The sequence below is a fragment of the Nonomuraea sp. NPDC048882 genome, assembly GCF_040649755.1.
In the GTDB taxonomy this organism is placed as follows: Bacteria; Actinomycetota; Actinomycetes; order Streptosporangiales; family Streptosporangiaceae; genus Nonomuraea; species Nonomuraea maheshkhaliensis.
Genome location: NZ_JBEZGB010000012.1, coordinates 144068 through 162845 on the forward strand (window position 1 = coordinate 144068; position 18778 = coordinate 162845).

16 protein-coding genes are annotated in these 18778 nt (G+C 70.0%); 2 read left to right on the forward strand and 14 right to left on the reverse strand.

Going from position 1 to position 18778, the window contains the following annotated elements:
* Positions 1-15: 15 nt before the first annotated feature.
* The 7 genes from AB0C27_RS36565 to prcB form a co-directional block, all read right to left on the reverse strand.
* Positions 16-672 (reverse strand): helix-turn-helix domain-containing protein, encoded by a 657-nt coding sequence (locus AB0C27_RS36565; protein WP_357853885.1) that lies wholly within the window; start codon positions 670-672, stop codon positions 16-18.
* A gap of 124 nt (positions 673-796) precedes the next feature.
* The gene (locus AB0C27_RS36570; protein ID WP_357853889.1) at positions 797-1708 is read right to left on the reverse strand and encodes an FKBP-type peptidyl-prolyl cis-trans isomerase; all 912 of its coding nucleotides are present in this window, start codon (positions 1706-1708) and stop codon (positions 797-799) included.
* A gap of 109 nt (positions 1709-1817) precedes the next feature.
* Positions 1818-2768, reverse strand: coding sequence for an FKBP-type peptidyl-prolyl cis-trans isomerase (locus AB0C27_RS36575; RefSeq protein WP_357853891.1), 951 nt, complete (start codon positions 2766-2768; stop codon positions 1818-1820).
* A gap of 311 nt (positions 2769-3079) precedes the next feature.
* Positions 3080-4438 (reverse strand): Pup--protein ligase, encoded by a 1359-nt coding sequence (pafA, locus tag AB0C27_RS36580; RefSeq protein ID WP_106250081.1) that lies wholly within the window; start codon positions 4436-4438, stop codon positions 3080-3082.
* A gap of 125 nt (positions 4439-4563) precedes the next feature.
* Complete coding sequence (locus tag AB0C27_RS36585; protein WP_357853895.1) at positions 4564-5088, reverse strand: hypothetical protein; 525 nt, start codon at positions 5086-5088, stop codon at positions 4564-4566.
* Positions 5089-5835: 747 nt separating this feature from the next.
* Complete coding sequence (gene prcA, locus AB0C27_RS36590) at positions 5836-6642, reverse strand: proteasome subunit alpha (protein WP_357853898.1); 807 nt, start codon at positions 6640-6642, stop codon at positions 5836-5838.
* A 21-nt stretch (positions 6643-6663) separates the two neighbouring features.
* Positions 6664-7512, reverse strand: a complete 849-nt coding sequence (prcB, locus tag AB0C27_RS36595; protein WP_357853901.1) for a proteasome subunit beta — start codon at positions 7510-7512, stop codon at positions 6664-6666.
* Between the two features lie 155 nt (positions 7513-7667).
* Between prcB and AB0C27_RS36600 the strand changes: the two genes are divergently transcribed.
* Positions 7668-8999 carry a DNA polymerase IV gene (locus tag AB0C27_RS36600; protein ID WP_357853904.1) on the forward strand — a complete coding sequence of 444 codons (1332 nt, stop codon included), beginning with the start codon at positions 7668-7670 and terminating at the stop codon, positions 8997-8999.
* A 93-nt stretch (positions 9000-9092) separates the two neighbouring features.
* Here AB0C27_RS36600 and AB0C27_RS36605 read toward each other — a convergent pair whose 3' ends face one another.
* Positions 9093-10334 (reverse strand): MFS transporter, encoded by a 1242-nt coding sequence (locus tag AB0C27_RS36605; RefSeq protein WP_357853907.1) that lies wholly within the window; start codon positions 10332-10334, stop codon positions 9093-9095.
* A gap of 71 nt (positions 10335-10405) precedes the next feature.
* Here AB0C27_RS36605 and AB0C27_RS36610 point away from each other — a divergent pair, with 71 nt between their 5' ends.
* On the forward strand, positions 10406-10699 hold the full coding sequence (locus AB0C27_RS36610) for a type II toxin-antitoxin system Phd/YefM family antitoxin (protein WP_357853910.1): 294 nt from the start codon (positions 10406-10408) through the stop codon (positions 10697-10699).
* Positions 10700-10969: 270 nt separating this feature from the next.
* Here the strand turns inward: AB0C27_RS36610 and AB0C27_RS36615 are convergent, their stop codons facing one another.
* From AB0C27_RS36615 to hypF, 6 genes are all read right to left on the reverse strand, one after another.
* Positions 10970-11671 (reverse strand): endonuclease VII domain-containing protein, encoded by a 702-nt coding sequence (locus AB0C27_RS36615; protein ID WP_357853913.1) that lies wholly within the window; start codon positions 11669-11671, stop codon positions 10970-10972.
* 339 nt (positions 11672-12010) lie between these two features.
* Positions 12011-12220: a ubiquitin-like protein Pup gene (locus AB0C27_RS36620; RefSeq protein WP_346104859.1), complete on the reverse strand. Its 210-nt coding sequence runs from the start codon at positions 12218-12220 to the stop codon at positions 12011-12013.
* Between the two features lie 271 nt (positions 12221-12491).
* Entirely contained in the window at positions 12492-14006 is a 1515-nt protein-coding gene (gene dop, locus AB0C27_RS36625) for a depupylase/deamidase Dop (protein ID WP_357853916.1), read from the reverse strand.
* A gap of 86 nt (positions 14007-14092) precedes the next feature.
* Positions 14093-15172: an acyltransferase gene (locus AB0C27_RS36630; protein WP_357853919.1), complete on the reverse strand. Its 1080-nt coding sequence runs from the start codon at positions 15170-15172 to the stop codon at positions 14093-14095.
* Between the two features lie 67 nt (positions 15173-15239).
* Positions 15240-16268 (reverse strand): pyridoxal-phosphate dependent enzyme, encoded by a 1029-nt coding sequence (locus AB0C27_RS36635; protein ID WP_357853922.1) that lies wholly within the window; start codon positions 16266-16268, stop codon positions 15240-15242.
* 10 nt (positions 16269-16278) lie between these two features.
* Positions 16279-18606 (reverse strand): carbamoyltransferase HypF, encoded by a 2328-nt coding sequence (gene hypF, locus AB0C27_RS36640; RefSeq protein ID WP_357853925.1) that lies wholly within the window; start codon positions 18604-18606, stop codon positions 16279-16281.
* Between the last annotated feature and the right edge of the window lie 172 nt (positions 18607-18778).

The following is an 18778-nucleotide window of genomic DNA, read 5'->3' on the forward strand; positions in this document are numbered from 1 at the left end:
GGCTCAGCACACCATTCAGCCGCCTTCTATGTCAACGCTTATTTGTTTTAGAGAGACGCAGCACTCCCCCGGCCGTGGATCCAGCTCGGCCCGGCCGGGGTCGTCGCCGAGCCCTTCGAGCAGCCCCTGGCACAAAGCCAGGTTCATGGAGCACACGAGCAGCGGCTGCTCCACCGACAGGGCGTGGAACGGGCAGTTGCGCAGCCGCACCACCCCGCCCTCCGCGTACGGCTCGTAGCCGCGCCGCTCCAGCACACTCTCGGCCCGCTCACCGGGGTGCCGCCCGGCGATCTTCGTTCCCGCGGCGCGCGCCGCCCGCTCGGCCTGCTCTTCGGCGCCGAGCGCGTCCACCGCCTCGGCCAGGACGGAGGCGAGGGTGACGTAGTCGCGCGGCGGCACGCTCACCGACCGCTCGCCCCTGGCCCGGCGGTACACCTTGGCCGGCCGGCCGCTGCCCGGCCCCTTCTTCTCCTGCTGACGGAAGCCGCTCTCCAGCAGCCCGGCCTCGACGAGTTTGTCGAGGTGGTGCCCGGCCAGCGTCCTGGACACGCCCGCCGCCTGCGCGGCCTCACCGCGGCCCACGTCGCCGCCTGCGGTGGTGACGGCGGCGTACAGGCTGCGCCGGACGGGGTCGTGCAGGAGGGCCAGCGCCTCGAGGTCGTCGCTACTCACAGCGGGAGTCTACGAGCCCGCCCGCCACCCGCCCTCGTCAAAGGCCCCGGAGCGGCCCTCTGGTGGCGCTGGAGCGGCCCTGGGGGCTTTTGGTGGCCCTGTGACTCGGGGCCCGGGCTCGGCCTCAGTAGGCGGCGATCACGTCCACGACGAAGACGAGCGTGTCGGAGCCCTTGATCCCGTACGCGGGATGCCCGGCCTGGCCGTACCCGTACGCGGGCGGGACGATCATCAGGACGCGGCTGCCCACGGGCACGCCGACCAGCGCCTTGTCCCATGCCTTGATGGTGGTGCCGTCGCCGAGCTTGAACGCCTTGGGCCGGCCCGCCGGCCAGGTGGTGTCGAAGACGCGCCGCCCGGCCCAGACGGCGGCCTCGTACTGGGTGACGACGAGCTGCCCCGCCCGCACCCTGGGCCCGCCACCCCTGGCCAGCACCCTGGCCGCGAACCCGCCCGGCGGCGCGGTGACGGGCACCGCCAGCCCCGGCCGGGGCCCGCCACCGGCCCGCACTCCCGCCAGGGCCCCGGCGGGGGCCTTGACCGAGGCGCCCTTGTGGTGGGCGCCGAGGATGTCGACGACGTAGAACAGCTCGTCACCGGCGCCGACGCCCTTGGGCGGGTTGGCGCCGAAGCCGTCGCCCGGCGGGATCGCGGCGATGACCCTGCTGCCCACCCTGCGGCCGCTCAGCGCCCGTTCCAGCCCGGGGAGCAGCTGCCCCACCGGGAACGCGGCCGGGGTGCCGCGGTTGAAGCTGGAGTCGACCAGGCGGTTGTCCCTGCCGTTCCACACGTGCGCGGTGTACTGGACGATCGCCACGTCGTCGGCGGCCAGCCGTTCGCCGTCGCCGGCGGCCAGCTCGTCCACCTGGAGGCCCGCGGCGGGCTTGCCGCCGGGGAAGACGATCGTCGGCCGCGCCCCGAACGTGCCGCCCACCTTCAGGTCCAGCGGCCCCGCCGCCCCGCCCGTACAACCGGCCAGCAGCAGCACCGGCAGCAGCGCCGGCAGCAGGGACAGCGGCACGGCACGGCGGCGCATCGGTCCTCCCAGCGCGGATGGCCCGGCGGCGCTGCGCCACCGGGCCCGGCGATGCTACCGCGCCGGGAGATCGCCCGTCAGCGACTCCCGGCGAGTGCCCCGCGCTACGTCAGTAGGCGGCGAGGACGTCCACCACGAACACCAGCGTGCTCTTGGCCGGGATGCCCTGCTGCTCCTGGTCGCCGTAGCCGAGGTCCGGCGGGATGCTCATCACCACGCGGCTGCCGACGGGCACGCCCGCCAGCCCCTTCTGCCAGCCCTGGATCACCTGGGCGAGCGGGAACTCGGCCGCCTGGCCCCGCTCCCAGCTGGAGTCGAACTGCTTGTCGGTGCCCCAGATCTTGCCCGTGTAGTGCACGGACAGCGTCTGCGTGGCGGCGACCTTCGGTCCTGTGCCCTGGATGACCGTCTTGACGACGAGCTCCTTCGGCGGCTTCTCGCCGGTCTTCGTGGTCAGCGTGGGCGCCTTGTCGCCGCCCGGGTTGCTCACCTTGACGCCCTTGATGCTGTCGCCGGTCTCCTTGCCGGTGGCGGCCTTCAGCGGCGGCGGCTGGGTGCCGACGACGTCGAACACGAACACCTTGGTCGGCTCGGCCGGCGTCGTGGCCTGCTGCTGGGCGACGGAGTCGTTGGCGAGCACGGCCAGCAGCCGGCCGCCGTGCTTGACCTTGGTGAAGCCCTCCCGCAGCACCTGCGGCAACTGCTCGTTGACCTGGATCGTCTCCGGCGCCTTGGTGTCGTAGGAGGAGCCCTGGACCGCGTTGCCCTTGCCGTCCCAGTTGTAGACCGTCAGGTTAACGATCACCCGGTCGCCGGCCTTGACGCCGTCGCCGGCGCCCGGCTGGATCACCTCGTACGACGAGGTCTTCGCGGGCGTGCCGGAGGGGAACGTCACGGTGGGCTTGGCGCCCACGCTCCCCGCGACCTTGACCCCGGACGACGCGCCCGGGGACGCCGAAGCGGTGGCCGGGCCGGTGGCGGTGGGGGCGCCGTCGGAGCCGCACGCGGCGGCGAACATGATCATAGGCACAGCGGCCAGTACGGCCAGAGCGCGGCGCATGGGTTTCCCTCGGAAAGACGTCAGGTTCGCGTCACCCTACCCGACTTCCCGGTAGGGCCGAGGTAAACGGACCGCCACATCCCGGGCAGCTCGCCAGCGCTCCGGGCCTCGTCGGGACCGGCCTTCCTCCGGCCTGCGCGCCCGCGGACCCGCGCCATCGGCGACGGGCCCGCACCGGCGTGCACCTTTCACCCGGCACCGGCCTTCCGGCAGAGGTGGCCACCTGTCTGGAGGGGGTGGCCACCTGCCGACTCGGAGGGATGACCACCTGCCGGCTGGGAGAGGTGGCCACGTACCGGCTCGGAGGGTGATTACATGCCGGCGATCAGCTTGTCCACCCGCTCGTCCACGCTCCGGAACGGGTCCTTGCACAGCACGGTCCGCTGCGCCTGGTCGTTCAGCTTGAGATGCACCCAGTCGACGGTGAAGTCGCGCCGCTTCTCCTGCGCCTTGCGGATGAACTCGCCCCGCAGCCGCGCCCTGGTCGTCTGCGGCGGCACCGACTTGGCCTCGAAGATCTTCAGGTCGGAGGCCACCCGCTCCACCGAGCCGCGCTTCTGCAGCAGGTAGAACAGGCCGCGCTTACGGTGCACGTCGTGGTAGGCCAGGTCGAGCTGGGCCACCCTGGGCGACGACAGCGGCAGGTCGTACTTCTTGCGGTAACGCTCGATGAGCTGGTATTTCGTCACCCAGTCGATCTCGCGCGAGACCAGGTCGAGGTTGCCGGTGTCGACCGCGTTGAGCGTACGCTCCCACAGCTCCAGCACCCGGTGGGCGATGGCGTCGCCGCCGCGGCGGTCGACGAAGTCCTTCGCCTTCGACAGGTATTCCTGCTGGATCTCCAGGCTGGAGGCCTCACGCCCGTTGGCCAGGCGCACCCTGCGCCGGCCCGTCATGTCGTGGGAGACCTCGCGGATCGCCCTGATCGGGTTCTCCAGCGACAGGTCGCGCATCACGGTGCCCGACTCGATCATGCGCAGCACCAGGTCGGTGGCGCCGACCTTGAGCAACATGGTGGTCTCGCTCATGTTGGAGTCGCCCACGATGACGTGCAGGCGGCGGAACCGCTCGGCGTCGGCGTGGGGCTCGTCCCTGGTGTTGATGATCGGCCGGGACCGGGTGGTGGCGCTGGAGACGCCCTCCCAGATGTGCTCGGCCCGCTGCGAGACGCAGTAGACCGCGCCACGCGGCGTCTGCAGCACCTTGCCCGCCCCACACACGATCTGCCGCGTCACCAGGAACGGGATCAGCACGTCGGCCAGCCGCCCGAACTCGCCGTGCCGGCCCACCAGATAGTTCTCGTGACAGCCGTAGGAGTTGCCGGCCGAGTCGGTGTTGTTCTTGAACAGGTAGATGTCACCCGCGATGCCCTCTTCACGCAGCCGCTTCTCGGCGTCCACGAGCAGGCCCTCAAGGATGCGCTCGCCCGCCTTGTCGTGGGTGACGAGCTCGACGACGTTGTCACACTCGGGTGTTGCGTATTCAGGATGGCTGCCCACGTCGAGGTAGAGACGTGCGCCGTTGCGGAGGAAGACGTTGCTCGATCGGCCCCAGGACACGACCCGCCGGAACAGGTAGCGCGCGACCTCGTCGGGGGACAGCCTGCGCTGGCCCCTGAACGTGCAGGTCACGCCGTACTCGTTCTCCAGCCCGAAGATGCGACGATCCATCACCTCACACTATGCCCACGGATCGGCGAGCGGGAGAGATCTTCCCTGGTGTTTTCCCCAGCGGCCCTCTATCACCCGCTTCGTCCCGCGCCCGCCCCCACGGGGCGCGGGTACCGCCGCGCAGGTCAGGGGGTGTAGATCTCCTGAACCTTGACGATCTTCCCCTGGTGAACGGTGATCAGGGCGGGCTGCCCGTGACGGGCGTGCCGCTTGAGGAGCACGCTCCTGGAGCAACTCTTGGCGCCCAGGCCCGTGCTGCGGCTGACGGTCAGATCCGACATCGTCGACCCGCAGCCGAACGCGGACAGGAAGACGACGTCCTTGGCGATGGCGGACCGGTACGCCATCGCGTCACCCTCGGGCGGGCCCACGAAGCGCCCCTCGGTCTTCGTGCCCTTCTTCCACCTGATCGGCTCGTACTCGGCCACGCCACCGCGCAGGTAGGTGATCCAGCCGCGCAGGATGCCGTTGTGGCGAGGGCTGATGCGCTTGGTGAAGTCGTGCTTCGGATCGGCCTGGAACGTGGTGCCGAAGGTCTTCGGCGCTTTGTACCTCGGATAGGCGGTGGCCGCTTCGGCCGCCACACCGGAGGTGAGCATCACGGCCGCCGCGGCACCGGCCGCCAGGAGGCCACGCAAGGGAGTGTTCACGAACAGTAAGATCCTCGATCACCTCGGCGAGTTCGGACAAGCCCGAGTGAAACAGGTCACACCCTCTCCCAGGCCGAAGGGGCGACAGACACACCCCCGGGCAGCCGCGCCACCGCCGCCCACCATCACCGTCGCCGTGCACACCGTCGCCGTGCACACCGTCGCCGTGCACACCGCCGCCCACCATCACCGTCGCCGTGCACACCGTCGCCGTGCACACCTTCGCCCTCAGCACCGTCGCCGTCAGCGACTCGTCCAGCCAAGTGAGTGACGCCACACGCGGGACGGTCACCTCCCGATTCAGCCCTCACCCTTCACCCCGCAGGCCCGACGCCTTTACAACGTAGATCACAGCCGACCTCTGCGGACCACCACCCAGAACCGCCCGACCTCCCGCACACCTCGCCGCACAACCCCGGACCACCACTCCCCCAGACCTCGCCACCACGCACCCACACCCCCGCGGACCCGGACCTCACCACCAGAGACCCACGCCACCACCACAGCCAACACTTCTCACCACCACGAGACCCACATCCCCATGGCCCGGACCTCGCCACCACGCGAGGTCCACATCCGCCACGGCAGCGGCCCTCGCACCCACCACGAAGTTCGCACTCGCCACGGCAGCAGCCCTCGTACCCGCACCACCAATCCAAGGCCGCACCCGCCCCGCGAACGACGAAACGGGGGCCCGCCGAAGCGAACCCCCGTCTGCGTGCGTGGAATCTCTGCCCGGCTACAGCGCTACAGCGGCGAGGAGCCGTCGTCCACATCGCCCTCCGGGCCCGTGGGAGGCGGGCCGGTGGGTGCGTCGTCCGAGGAGGGCTTCTCCCCCGCGGGCGGCGGGGTGGCGGCCGGCGGGGTGCTGGTCGTCTGGGCGAGCAGCCGCTCCAGCCGCGCCCCGGTCAGCCGGAGGAACTTGCGGTGCTCCCGGTTGCGGTCGAGCACGGCCACCTCGAGCTGCCCCACCGGCGGACGCTCCCCGCCCGGCTCGGTCAGCGCCGCCAGCGCCACCTCCAGCGCGTCGGCCAGCGACATCGACTCGCGGTAACGGTCCTTCAGCCGCCCCGCCACCGCCTCGGCCTGGCCGCCCATGGCCGCGAAGCCGTGCTCGTCGAACACCGACCCGTCGAAGGTCAGCCGGTAGATCGCGTCGCCGTCCTTGGTCTCGCCCACCTCGGCGACGACGACCTCCACCTCCAGCGACTTGATCGACTCGGTGAAGATGCGGCCCAGGTTGGAGGCGTACAGGTTGGCCAGACCGCGCCCGGTCACGTCGGAACGGTCGTAGGTGTAACCGTTGATGTCGGCGTAGCGGATGCCGCCGAGCCGCAGCTCCTCGAACTCGTTGTAGCGGCCGACGGCCGCGAACCCGATCCGGTCGTAGATCTCACTGATCTTGTGCAGCGCCCGGGACGGGTTGGGCGCGACGAACAGGATCCCGTCCACGTATTGCAGCACGACCACGGAACGGCCCCGCGCGATGCCCTTGCGCGCGTAGTCGGCCTTGTCCCGCATGATCTGCTCGGGGGACGCATATCCGAAAGGCATGGACACAGTGGTGATCCTCCGTTAGCGCAGCGGGGCGATGGGACCGTCGGGCGAGATCAGGCGGGCCTCGAGCATCTGCTCCACGTAACCCGCGACCTCCTCCTCGGACAGGCGGCGGAAGCCGTCGGCGTCGATCACGGACACGATCGGCCAGATCTTCCTGGTCACGTCGGGCCCACCGGTCGCCGAGTCGTCGTCGGCGGCGTCGTAGAGCGCCTGGATCAGCGTCATCACCATGTCGTCGGCCGAGGAGCCATCGCGGTAGAGCTTCTTCAGCGACCCGCGGGCGAAGATCGAACCCGAGCCGATCGCGTCGAACCGCTCCCGCTCGTAAGGCCCGCCGGCCACGTCGTAGCTGAAGATGCGCCCCTCGTCGCGATCGGGATCGTAGGCCGCGAACAGGGGCACCACCACCAGCCCCTGCATCGCCATGGCGAGATTGCCCCTGATCATGGTCGCCAGCCGGTTGGCCTTGCCCGCCACCGACATCGTGCGGCCCTCGAGCTTCTCGTAGTGCTCCAGCTCCACCCGGTAGAGCCGGGCCATCTCGATGCCGGTGCTGGCCGTGCCCGCGATGCCCATGCACGAATAGTCGTCGGCGCGGAACACCTTCTCCACGTCACGCTGCGAGATGATGTTGCCCGACGTCGCCCGCCGGTCGCCCGCCATGACCACGCCACCGGCGAAGGTGGCTGCCAGGATCGTGGTCGCGTGCGGAACCTGGTCGCCGATCGGGGTGGCCAGCACCTCGTCCCGCCGCGGCAGCAAGTCTGGCGCATATGAGGTGACGAATTCCGTGAACGAGGAACTCCCGGTGTTTCGGAAGAGCTCGTTCACCAAGCCGGCGGGCAGATCCCTGTGCGATGCCACGCGACTCCCTCCAAACGTTCAGTGTTCCTAGGGCGACCCTACTCATGTTGGGTTGCTGTCTGCACTTCCCACGATCAGCTCACGGCGAACCATCCCCCCGAGATCGCCAGAAACACCCGAATAGTGCAGAAGATCCACGTTCGGAACGTTCCTCTATGACCGCCACCGCCCGCGCCATGGCCGGAACGCCCGCGCACCCTGAACAGAACGCCGCCAGGCACGCGTCCCCCGCCACCCCGCCCCAGCGCCGTCATCAGCGGCACGCCCCCGAGGAGGCCGCCACCGCGTACCAGAGCAAACCCGAGGAGGCCGGCACCACGTACCACCGCGAACCCGAGAAGATCATCGGCGGCCGACACCCCGGAGCTCCTCCCCGCCACCTCCCCGACCAGGCCATACGGGACAGCGACCAGGCCATACTGGACACCATGGACAACACGTCCACCCGGCGAGACTGGATACTCCACCTCGACCTCGACCAGTTCATCGCCGCCGTCGAACTCCTGCGCCACCCCGAACTACGCGGCAGACCCGTCGTCGTCGGCGGCTCAGGCGACCCCACCCAGCCCCGCACCGTCGCCGCCACCGCCACCTACGAAGCCCGCGCACACGGCGTCCACTCCGGCATGCCGCTCCGCACCGCCCTCAGACGCTGCCCCGACGCCGTCTTCCTCCCCACCGACCCACCCGTCTACGAAGCCGCCTCAGAACGCGTCATGGCCGTCCTGCGCGACTTCCCCGTCCGCGTCGAGGTCTGGGGCTGGGACGAAGCCTTCCTCGGCGCCACCACCGACGACCCGGAAGCCCTCGCCGCCGACCTCCAGCGAGCCGTGCACACCCGCACCCACCTCGACTGCTCCATCGGCATCGGCGACAACAAACACCAGGCCAAACTCGCCTCCGGCTTCGCCAAACCCGCCGGCGTCTACCGCCTCACCAGCGACAACTGGGCCGCCGTCATGAACGAACGCCCCACCCACGCCCTCTGGGGCATCGGCGCCAGAACCGCCGCCAAACTCGCCGACCTCGGCCTGCACACCGTCGCCCAGCTCGCCGCCGCCGACCCCGCCGACCTCGCCGCCCGCTTCGGCCCCACCAACGGCCCCTGGTACCGCTACCTCGCCCTCGGCAAAGGCGAGGCTGAAATCGTCACCACCCCATGGATCCCCCGCGGCCACAGCCGCGAGACCACCTTCCAGCACGACCTCACCGACCGCGCCGACATCGCCCACCACGTCACAGCCCTGGCCGAACACGTCACCCACGACGCCGTCGAAGCCGGCCGCGAGATCACCAAGGTCACGGTCAAGGTCCGCACAACCCCGTTCCTGACCCGCACCCGCCAAAGCACGCTCCCCACCCCCACGACCGACCCCGCCACCATCACCAGAACAGCCCTCACCATCCTCGACCGCCACGACCTCACCCGCCCGGTCCGCCTCCTCGGCGTGGCCGTCGACTACACCATGCCGCCCGACACCGAATGACCCCGGGCCCGCACGTCCCCGCACCCGCCTCCATATGAGCAGGCGCCCGCCACACCACCGCCGCCCGATCCAGGACGGCACGCCGGACAGCGCTCACCCCGCAGCCACGGCCTCGGCCAGCGGGGGCAACCGCCGGATGGTGCGGCTCAACGTGGCGCCCAAGGCCACGACGGCCATGACGGACGCGATCGACAGCAGGGCGGCCGTCACACCCCAGCGGTCCAGGATCAGTCCCGAGGCGAGCGGCCCAACCGGAGTCACCGCGCTGCCGATGAGGGCGAGGCTGCTGATCACACGGCCCTGCAGATGGTCGGGCGTGATGGCCATCTGGTAGGTGTACAGGATCGCGTTGGCCGCCGGGGCCAGGAAGAACGCCGCGGCCAGCAGCGGTCCGATGGCCCAGGCGGTGGGATGGACGGCCATCGCGGGGATGGCCGCGGCGGCGACCCAGAACATCGCCAGGACGACCGACGCCGGGTTGCGCTGCCGCAACCGGGGGGCGACCAGCGCGCCCAGCAGGCCTCCGGCGCCGCAGACCGCCATCATCAGCCCGATATCAGACGGTGCGGCGCCGCTCTGCCGGGCGGCGACGATGGCGGTGAGAGTCAGCGCGGAGAACACCAGGCTGAAGCCCGCGGCCGTCACCAGCAGGACGCGCAGGAAGCGCTGTCGCCAGGTCCAGCGCAGGCCCTCGGAGATGTCGCGCAGGAGAGTGCGTGACCGGTCCGCGGCCGCGGTGGCGGGCGTCGGGGACTTGGCGGGCGTCGGGGACTTGATGGCGAGGACCGCGGCGAAGGACAGCACGTAGGCCAGGAGCTCTCCGGCAAGGGGGACCGTTCTCCCCAGGTTGAACAGCAGGCCGCCCAGCGGAGGACCGGCGATCGCGGCTCCGTACTGGCGTGCCTCGTTGTGCGCGAGGGCCTGGGGCAGGTGTTCGGCGGGAACCACGCGCCGCAGCATCGCCGTCTCCGCCGGGTGGAAGAACACCCCGCAAGCGCCGCCGATCGCGGCCGCGGCCAGCAGCATCCGCCAGTCGAGCAACCCGAGCAGCGAACCGGCGACGACGACGGCGACGACAGCGGCTTGCACGAGATGGCAGGTGAGCATGGTGCGCCGCCGATCCCACCGATCGACCAGGGCGCCCGCAGGCAGGCGCAGCGCGATGCCGGCGGCCATCGCGGCAGAACCGATCAGCCCGGCGTGCACGGCCGACCCGGTCAGCTCCAGTGCCAGCAGGGGGTAGGCGACGGAGGCGACCTGGGCGCCCAGCGTCGCGGCCGAGGTGGCGCTCCAGAGCAGGACGAAGTCGCGGTTGCGGCGCAGTGGCTCACCCATGATCGCGATTATGTACATTTTTCAAAAAATGTACAACTTCAAGTTGTACAGAACTGCAGTACTGTGCAGACATGGATGCCGACGCAGTGCCCTTCACCGAGGCGCGCGCCCAACTGGCCGACCTGATGGGACGGGTAGCCTACGGCGGCGAGCGGATCGTGCTCAGCCGCCATGGCAAGCCGGTGGTCGCCATGGTGTCGATCGCCGATCTGCAACGGCTTCAGGCGATGGACGACAGCGGCGCCGAGCAGATCATCACCCTGGGGCGGTCGTCGTTCGACCGCGCCGAGCCACCGGCTGCCGTCCCACCACGCCGCCTGGACATCGCGGCACAGGACACTCCGCCGGGCGACGCCTCCCGCTGAACCCCCTCCGCACCGCATGCGCACACGCCGGGCCGTACGGCGGCCCGCTCACCTGCGCTCCGCACCACCGAGATCGCGGAAGGAACGCAGGCCCGCACCGAACTCGGCGTGGGTGAAGGCGTAGCGGCCCAGGAGTTGATGTGCCACGGCGCCGGCAGTGAAGTACTGACCGGCCGATCACTCACCACCGAGTCCCGGTCACTCGCCCTCACAACCCACGCGCACCGCCCGACCGCCGCACCCAGCAGACGCGCCTCCGCACGCAGGACGTCAGCCCACCCGCGTCACCTGTCGATAGAACTCCGACCGGAGCTCCTCCTCAGCCCGTATCAGCGCCTCCAGCTCGGCATCGGACACCTCCGCCTCGGCGACCAGAGCCTCCCCCACATCCCCCGCGCCCGCCTCCACATAGGCAAGCGCCCGCCACACCACCGCGGCATCATCCCGGAACTGCCCGATCCCGGTATTGCACGGCAGGCACAACGCATACCGCACATCACCGGTCCGATGACAATGATCCACATGCTCGGGCGGCCGATCCCAGCACACCACGCACAACCCGTGCTGAGCCGCGACCATCCGTTCCACATCCTCGTGCCGCACCTGATAACGCTGCACCAGGTGATACTCCCGAGTCGGCGGCACCACCCCGCCGTCCCGCTGCTCCGGCAGGACCACGAACTCCGGCCAGAGCACCTCCCCGTCCAGATAGAGCGCGGCCAGCTCCAGCAACACCAGATTGTCGCCGAAGTGCCCGAGCCCGTTGTTGCAGTTGAAACAGAGAATGCCCCGAACCGCGCCGGTCCGGTGACAGTGATCGACGAACGCGCCGGGAACGGCCCGGCAGACGGCGCAGAGCCCGCCCTGCTGGGCGAGCATGCGCTCGAAGTCGTCCTCGGTGATGCCGTAACGGAGCTTCAGCTTGTAATTGCGATCGCTCCCATGATTCTTGATCCGGTTCTCAAGGGTCACCCGCGCATGGCAGGGCCTGCAGTAACTGGTCAGCCCATCCGTCGAGGCACGATTACGGCCGAAGTCGCTCAGCGTCTTGATGTCCGAGCACCTCGGACACCGTTTATGCCCTGCAGGCACCTCAATCGCCTCGCCAACGGTCTTCCCCTGCTCCTCCCTGCGCTTGCGATAGCTCTGAGTGGACCTCCGCCGAAAGCAGGCCTTGCAGTATCGCGCCAGCCCATCGGCCATGCGCTTGTTACGCCCGAACTCGGAGGCCTCCTTCTCCTCCCCACAGTCCGGACACCGCTTGCGCTTTTCCACTCCTCCCCTCTCCGATCACCAGATGTCCGATTTATCCTACTCTCCGCCCTTTTGCACGTAAGAGCGCACGAATTCCTCTGCGTTCTCTTCGAGAACTTCGTCGATTTCGTCCAGAATTGCGTCGACATCGTCGGTGAGCTTCTCCTGCCGCTCCTGCACATCCGGTGCCGCCGAGGCCTCGGTCTCCTCGACCTCGTTCTCGCGGCGTCCGGTCTGCTTCTGGCCGCCGGTGTCCTTGCTCGCCATGTCCTACCTCCGCTTCGGGGGACTGCCTCTAGTGCATATCTTCCCCGAACCGGGCGACATTTCGCGCCGATCGGCCGTCGATCTTGGCGGGTTGGCCAGATAGCGGCACTGCCCGATCGCGAACCCCCGTGCCTGCAGGAGGTTCGCGATGTCCGATCGGCTCCCGAGGAGGCCGGGTGTGCTCCGCATCACAGTGCCCGTACGACTACAGGGGACCGTCCGAGTGGTGACGATCCCCTGAAAGGAAGATGTTCGGCGGCCGGCGGTGTGGTCAGTCGCCGCCGGTGAGGGCGGCGACGAGGTCGGCGGCGGTGCGGCAGCGGTCGAAGAGCTCGCCCACGTGGGCTTTGGTGCCGCGGAGTGGTTCGAGGGTGGGGACGCGCTGGAGGGATTCGCGGCCGGGGATGTCGAAGATGACGGAGTCCCAGGAGGCGGCGGCGACGGATTCGCTGTATTGGCTGAGGCAGCGGCCGCGGAAGTAGGCGCGGGTGTCGCTGGGTGGTTGTTCGACGGCGCGCTGGACTTCGTCTTCGGTGACGAGGCGTTGCATGCGTCCGCGGGCGACGAGGCGGTTGTAGAGGCCGCGGTCGGGGCGGATGTCGGAGTATTGGAGGTCGACGAGCTGAAGGCGGGGGTGGGACCAGGTGAGGCCGTCGCGGCTGCGGTAGCCCTCGAGGAGTTCTAGTTTGGCGACCCAGTCGAGTTCGCGGGAGAGTTGCATGGGGTCTTCGGCGAGGCGGGTGAGGATGGATTCCCAGCGGTCGAGGATGTCTTTGTTCATCTCGTCCTGGGCGGTGCCGCGCTCTTCGACGTATTTGCGGGCTTGTTCCAGGTATTCCATCTGGAGTTGGACGGCGGTGAGCTTGCGGCCGTCGCGCATGGGGATTTCGTAGCGGCAGGTGGGGTCGTGGGAGACGGCCCTGAGTGCTTGTACGGGGTTTTCGACGGCGAGGTCGCGGGTGAGGAAGCCCTCTTCGATCATGGCGAGGACGAGGGCGGTGGACCCGAGCTTGAGATAGGTGGATATTTCCGACATGTTGGCGTCGCCGATGATCACATGCAGCCGCCGGTACTTCTCCGGGTCGGCGTGCGGTTCGTCGCGCGTGTTGATGATCGGCCGCTTGAGCGTGGTCTCGAGGCCCACCTCGACTTCGAAGAAGTCGGCGCGCTGGCTGATCTGGAAGCCTTCGCCGCGGGAGTCCTGGCCGATGCCGACCTTGCCGGCGCCGACGACGACCTGGCGGGAGACGAAGAAGGGGGTGAGGTGCCTGACGATGTCGGCGAAGGGGGTGGCGCGGCGCATGAGGTAGTTCTCGTGGCAGCCGTAGGAGGCGCCTTTGGCGTCGGTGTTGTTCTTGTAGAGCTGGATGGGCGCATTGGAGGGGATGGCTGACGCGCGGGTGGCGGCGTCGTACATGACGCGTTCGCCGGCTTTGTCCCAGATGACGGCGGCCCGGGGGTTGGTGCACTCGGGCGAGCTGTATTCGGGGTGGGCGTGGTCGACGTAGAGCCTGGCGCCGTTGGTGAGGATGACGTTGGCCAGGCCGAGGTCCTCGTCGGTCAGCTGGGTGGGGTCGGCCACCTCTCTGGCCAGGTCGAAGCCGCGCGCGTCGCGCAGCGGGTTTTCCTCTTCGAAGTCCCATCGTGCCCTGCGCGCGCGGGCCGCCGAGGCGGCCAGGTAGGCGTTCACGACCTGTGAGGAGGTCACCATCGCGTTGGCGCCTGGCTGACCTGGTACGGAGATGCCGTACTCGGTCTCGATGCCCATCACCCGACGCACCGTCATGCAACACCCTCTGTTCGTCCGGGTCTGTCTATCCGCCGTTTATATGCCCGAGCCTATGCCCTTCACAGTGCCCCGGGGCCACAGAGTTATGGCACCGACGCCTTTTCAACCTGTACGCCGGGAGCTGATGGGGTTTGTGTGGATCTGCGTGGCTTGAGGAGCCGCTGGATGGGGCGTTCGGCAAAGGAGTAGACGAGATACGACACCACGATCGCGGTCAGGGTCGTGGCCAGAGCGACGGCCCAGGGCGGCAGGTCCCCGGTGAGCAGCGGGATGAGGGCCACCGCGATGACGCTATGGAAGAGGTAAAGCGGGTATGTCGTGCCGCCGAGCGCGGTGAGCGTCCTGGACGGTTTGAGGCGGAGCAGCCCGAGGGCGACGAGGGACGTGGCGAGGTAGATGAGGGTGACGGTGACGACCACGCTGACGCCGGTGACGGGCATGTTCTTGAACCCGGCCAGGTCGATGCGGCGCTGGACGCGGTCGAGCGCGGAGCCGATCGACAGGCCGTACCCGGCGGCGACGTAGAGCCATGGGAGCCAGGAACTGCCGTGTTTGTGGATGAGGTAGAGGGCCATGCCGGCGATGAAGTAGGGCGCGTAGTCGGGCATGACGATCTCGTCGAGGGTGCCGTTCTCGATGATCCTGGCGCCGATCACAGCGGCCAGCCAGACGCCGGAGAAGATCAGTACGCGCCCGTACGTGACGCCGACGATCACCAGGATGGAGATCAGGAGGTAGAAGCGCAGCTCGGCCCAGAGGGACCAGTAGACGCCGCTGGCGTCGGTGAGTTTGAACAGCCGCTGCAACATGGTGACGTTCACCAGGTATTCACCTGGGGAAAGTTTTGGGTCGAGCGCCTTGGCTCCGGTGAGGCCGTAGAGTGCGGCGATGGCGGCCAGGCTGAGCCAGTAAGCGGGGTAGAGGCGGACCAGGCGCGAGCGGGCGAAGGCGCCGAGGCCGCGTCCCCAGACGCTCATCAGGATGACGAATCCGCTGATGATGAAGAAGAGCTCAACGCCTAAGATGCCGAGCCCCGCGACGGGCGCCAGTGCCGGGAAGAGCTCCGCGGGCCTGTCGCCCCACACGGAGGCGTAGGCGACCAGGTAGTGGAAGGCGACGACGGCCAGGGCGGCGAGGAAGCGCAGGAGGTCGAGTTCGGCCAACCGGCCGTTCCCCCGTGCGTGTCGCGGCCGGTTGGGTTGATGCACGCCATCTTTGACGTAAATCTGATCACTTTGGTTCCACTGGTCCCTCTGTTCCCACGAGCAGCACGTGTGAGGTGTGGTCGAGGCCGAGGGTGTGGCGGGCGGAGGGGGTGAGGGCGAGCAGCCCGGCGGCTCCGGCGGCGCCGCAGGCGGACAGGGTGACGCCGGCTCGGGCGAGGTGGCGGGCGGCGTCGGCGGCCTGGTCGTCGGTGATGGTCAGGTAGAGGTCGGCGAGGTGGTTCAGGAGGCGGTGGGCGAGAAGTGAGGGTTCCTTGCAGTCGAGCCTGCCGAGGGTGGTGGGGGCGCCGGGGACGCGTACGGGTGCGCCGGCGCGGGCGCTCTCGATGAGGCAGGGGGCGCCTTCCGGCTCGACGACGACGAGTTTGGGCCGCTCGCCCCAGCGGTCGCGTACGTATCCGGCCGCGGCGGCGGCCAGTCCTCCTACGCCGGCCTGCACGAACACGTGTGTGGGCTCGCCGGCCGGGCCGGTGAGCTCGTCGAACAGGACGGTGTAGCCGCGCATGACGTCCAGGGGGACGTGGGTGTAGCCCTCCCATGAGGTGTCGGCGACGAGCCGCCAGCCGTGCTCCTGGGCGGCGCTGAGGGCCGCCCGCAGGCCGGCGTCGTAGTCGGGGCCGGCACGCCGTACGTGGGCGCCGAGGTCGCGCAGCCGCGTGGCGAACGTCTCGGGCACGTCCTCGGCGAGGTAGACGTGGCAGGGCAGGCCGGCTTCCGCCGCGCCCGCGGCGACGGAGATGCCGTGGTTGCCGGCGCTGGCGCAGACGACGGGTGTGCCGGTGTCGTCGCGTTCGGCGAGCAGGTGGACGGCGTACGCGCCGCCGAGCGCCTTGAAGCTGCCCAGTCCCATGCGTGCGCTCTCGTCCTTGACGTGGGCGGCGGCGGTCCCGGCCAGGCCGGGGATGGTGTGGACGGGGGTGGGCCGGTAGGCGGGGCGCCGGGCGAAGTGGGCGCGGGCGCGGCGGGCGTGCTCGGTCCCGATGAGCTCCCGGTCCTGGCCGGTGTAGGGGGCGCGGGCGGGATTGAGGTACTCCATGATCGCCATGCTAGGCCGGGGTCGCCTCCTGTCCGCGGTCGCGGGCGGCGGCGACGGCGGCTTGGCCGAGGCTGATGCCGCCGTCGTTGGGTGGCACCCGTACGTGCTTGAGCACCCGGAACCCGGCGGCGCGCAGCCGCTGGACCGTGCGTTCGAGCAGAAGCGCGTTCTGGAAGACGCCGCCGGACAGGGCGACGGCGGTGAGCCCGGTGGCCTGGCGCAGGGCGACGCAGGAGCGGCTGATGGCGGCGGCGACGCCGTTGTGGAAGCGTCCGGCGATGACGGCGGGGTCGACTCCGGCGGCGAGGTCGTCGGCGGCGGCGCGGACGAGGTCACCGCCCTCGACGACGAGCGGGCCGTCGACGGAGGCCCCGCTGGCGGCGCCGGTGGTGCCCGAAGTGGTGATGGTGGCGGTGTAGACGCCGGTCTCTGAGGTGTCGGCGCGCTGTTCGAGTTCGATCGCCGCCTGCCCCTCGTACGTGATCGTGTCGCGGATGCCGAGCAGTGCCGAGACGGCGTCGAAGAGGCGGCCGGCGCTGGAGGTGAGGGGCGAGTTGAGTCCGGTGGCGGCGAGCTGGAGGACGGCGGGCCAGCGTTCGGCGTTGCGGCGGGCGACGTCGAGGCCGGGGCGTTCGTCGCGCAGGTAGGCGGCGGTCATGCGCCAGGGCTGCCGGATGGCGGCGGTGCCGCCGGGCATGGGGACCTGGGCGAGGTGGCCGAGGCGTTGGTATCCGGTCAGGTCGGCGCGCAGGAATTCGCCGCCCCACAGGGTGCCGTCGGGTCCGTGGCCGAGGCCGTCGAAGGCGACGCCGATCACGGGGCCGGGGTCGCCGTTGTCGGCGAGGCATGAGGCGATGTGGGCGTGGTGGTGCTGGACGCCGACGTGTTCGACGCCGGTCTGTTCGAGGGCGTGTCTGGTGGACAAGTAGTCGGGGTGCAGGTCGTGGGCGATGAGTTCGGGGCGGATGCCGAACAGGCCGCAGTAGTGCTCGATGCTCGCGGCGAAGGCGCGCAGGGTGTCGTAGTTCTCCAGGTCGCCGAGGTGGTGGGAGACGAAGGCGCGGCGTCCGTGCAGGAGGCAGAAGGTGCTCTTGAGTTCGGCGCCGCAGCCGAGCACGGGTCTGGGGGCGGGCCGGCGCAGGGCGAGGGGTTCCGGGGCGTAGCCGCGGGCCCGGCGCAGCACGGTGACCTCGCCGGAGGCGGGTTTGACGACGGAGTCGTCGGTTCGGGTGTGGATGGCGCGGTCGTGGAGGAGGAAGGCGTCGGCGACGCCACCGAGGCGGGTGAGGGCGTCGGCGTCCTCGTAGGCGATGGGTTCGTCGGAGACGTTGCCGCTGGTCAGGACGATGGGTTCGGCGAGTTCCGCGAGGAGGAGGTGGTGCAGGGGCGTGTACGGCAGCATGAGGCCGAGGTTGTGGCTGCCCGGCGCGACGGAGGGGGCGACCCGAGCGGCGGAAGCGTCAGGGGTGTCCCGGCGGCGAGGCAGCAGGACGATGGGACGGGCGCGGCTGGTGAGCAGCGCGGCCGCGGCGTCGTCGATCTCGCACAGCCGGCGGGCCTGGGCGAGGTCGGCGGCCATGACGGCGAACGGTTTCTCCTCTCGGTGCTTGCGGCCGCGCAGGGTGGCGACGGCGCGTTCGTCGGAGGCGGTGACGGCGAGGTGGTAGCCGCCGAGTCCTTTGACGGCGACGACGCGGCCGGCGCGCAGGAGGGTGACGGCGCAGGAGACGGGGTCGCCGCACAGGTCGACGCCGCGGGCGTCGCGCAGCCGGAGCCGGGGGCCGCAGGCGGGGCAGCAGGTGGGCTGGGCGTGGAAGCGGCGGTCGCCGGGGTCGTGGTATTCGCGGGCGCAGTCGTCGCACATGCGGTATCCGGCCATGGTGGTGCGGAGCCGGTCATAGGGGACGCCGCGCACGATGGTGAAGCGGGGGCCGCAGTTGGTGCAGTTGATGAACGGGTAGCGGTGGCGGCGGCCGGCGGGGTCGGCGAGTTCGCTCAGGCAGTCGTCGCAGGTGGCGGTGTCGGCGGAGACGAGGGCGCGGAGCGGTCCTGAGGGATCGCTGGTGGCGATGGTGAAGCCGCTGTGTCCTGCGGGTTCGGCGCTGACGACGGTGACGCGTTCGATCTCGGACAGGGCGGGCGCGTCGCGTTCGAGGGCGGTGAGGAACTCCTCGACGCCGGCGTGGGCTCCTTCGACCTCGATGTGGACGCCGTTGACGTCGTTGCGGACGCGTCCCGCCAGGCCGAGCCGGTTGGCGAGCGAGTAGACGAAGGGGCGGAAGCCGACCCCTTGGACTATGCCTTCGACGTGCACGTCCACCCGTTTGAGCGTGGTCACAGGCTCAGTGTGCGCCTGATCGGGGTGGCGTGCATGTGTATCGGCCGTGTCGCGCGCGTTCCTGGTGGGATCTTGTATGTGTTACGCCGCGAAGGGGACGAACGGCAGCGGGTGGCAACGTGCCCGCACAAGACGGCAGGGCCGCGCGGCGGTTGTCGCGCGACCCTGCCGT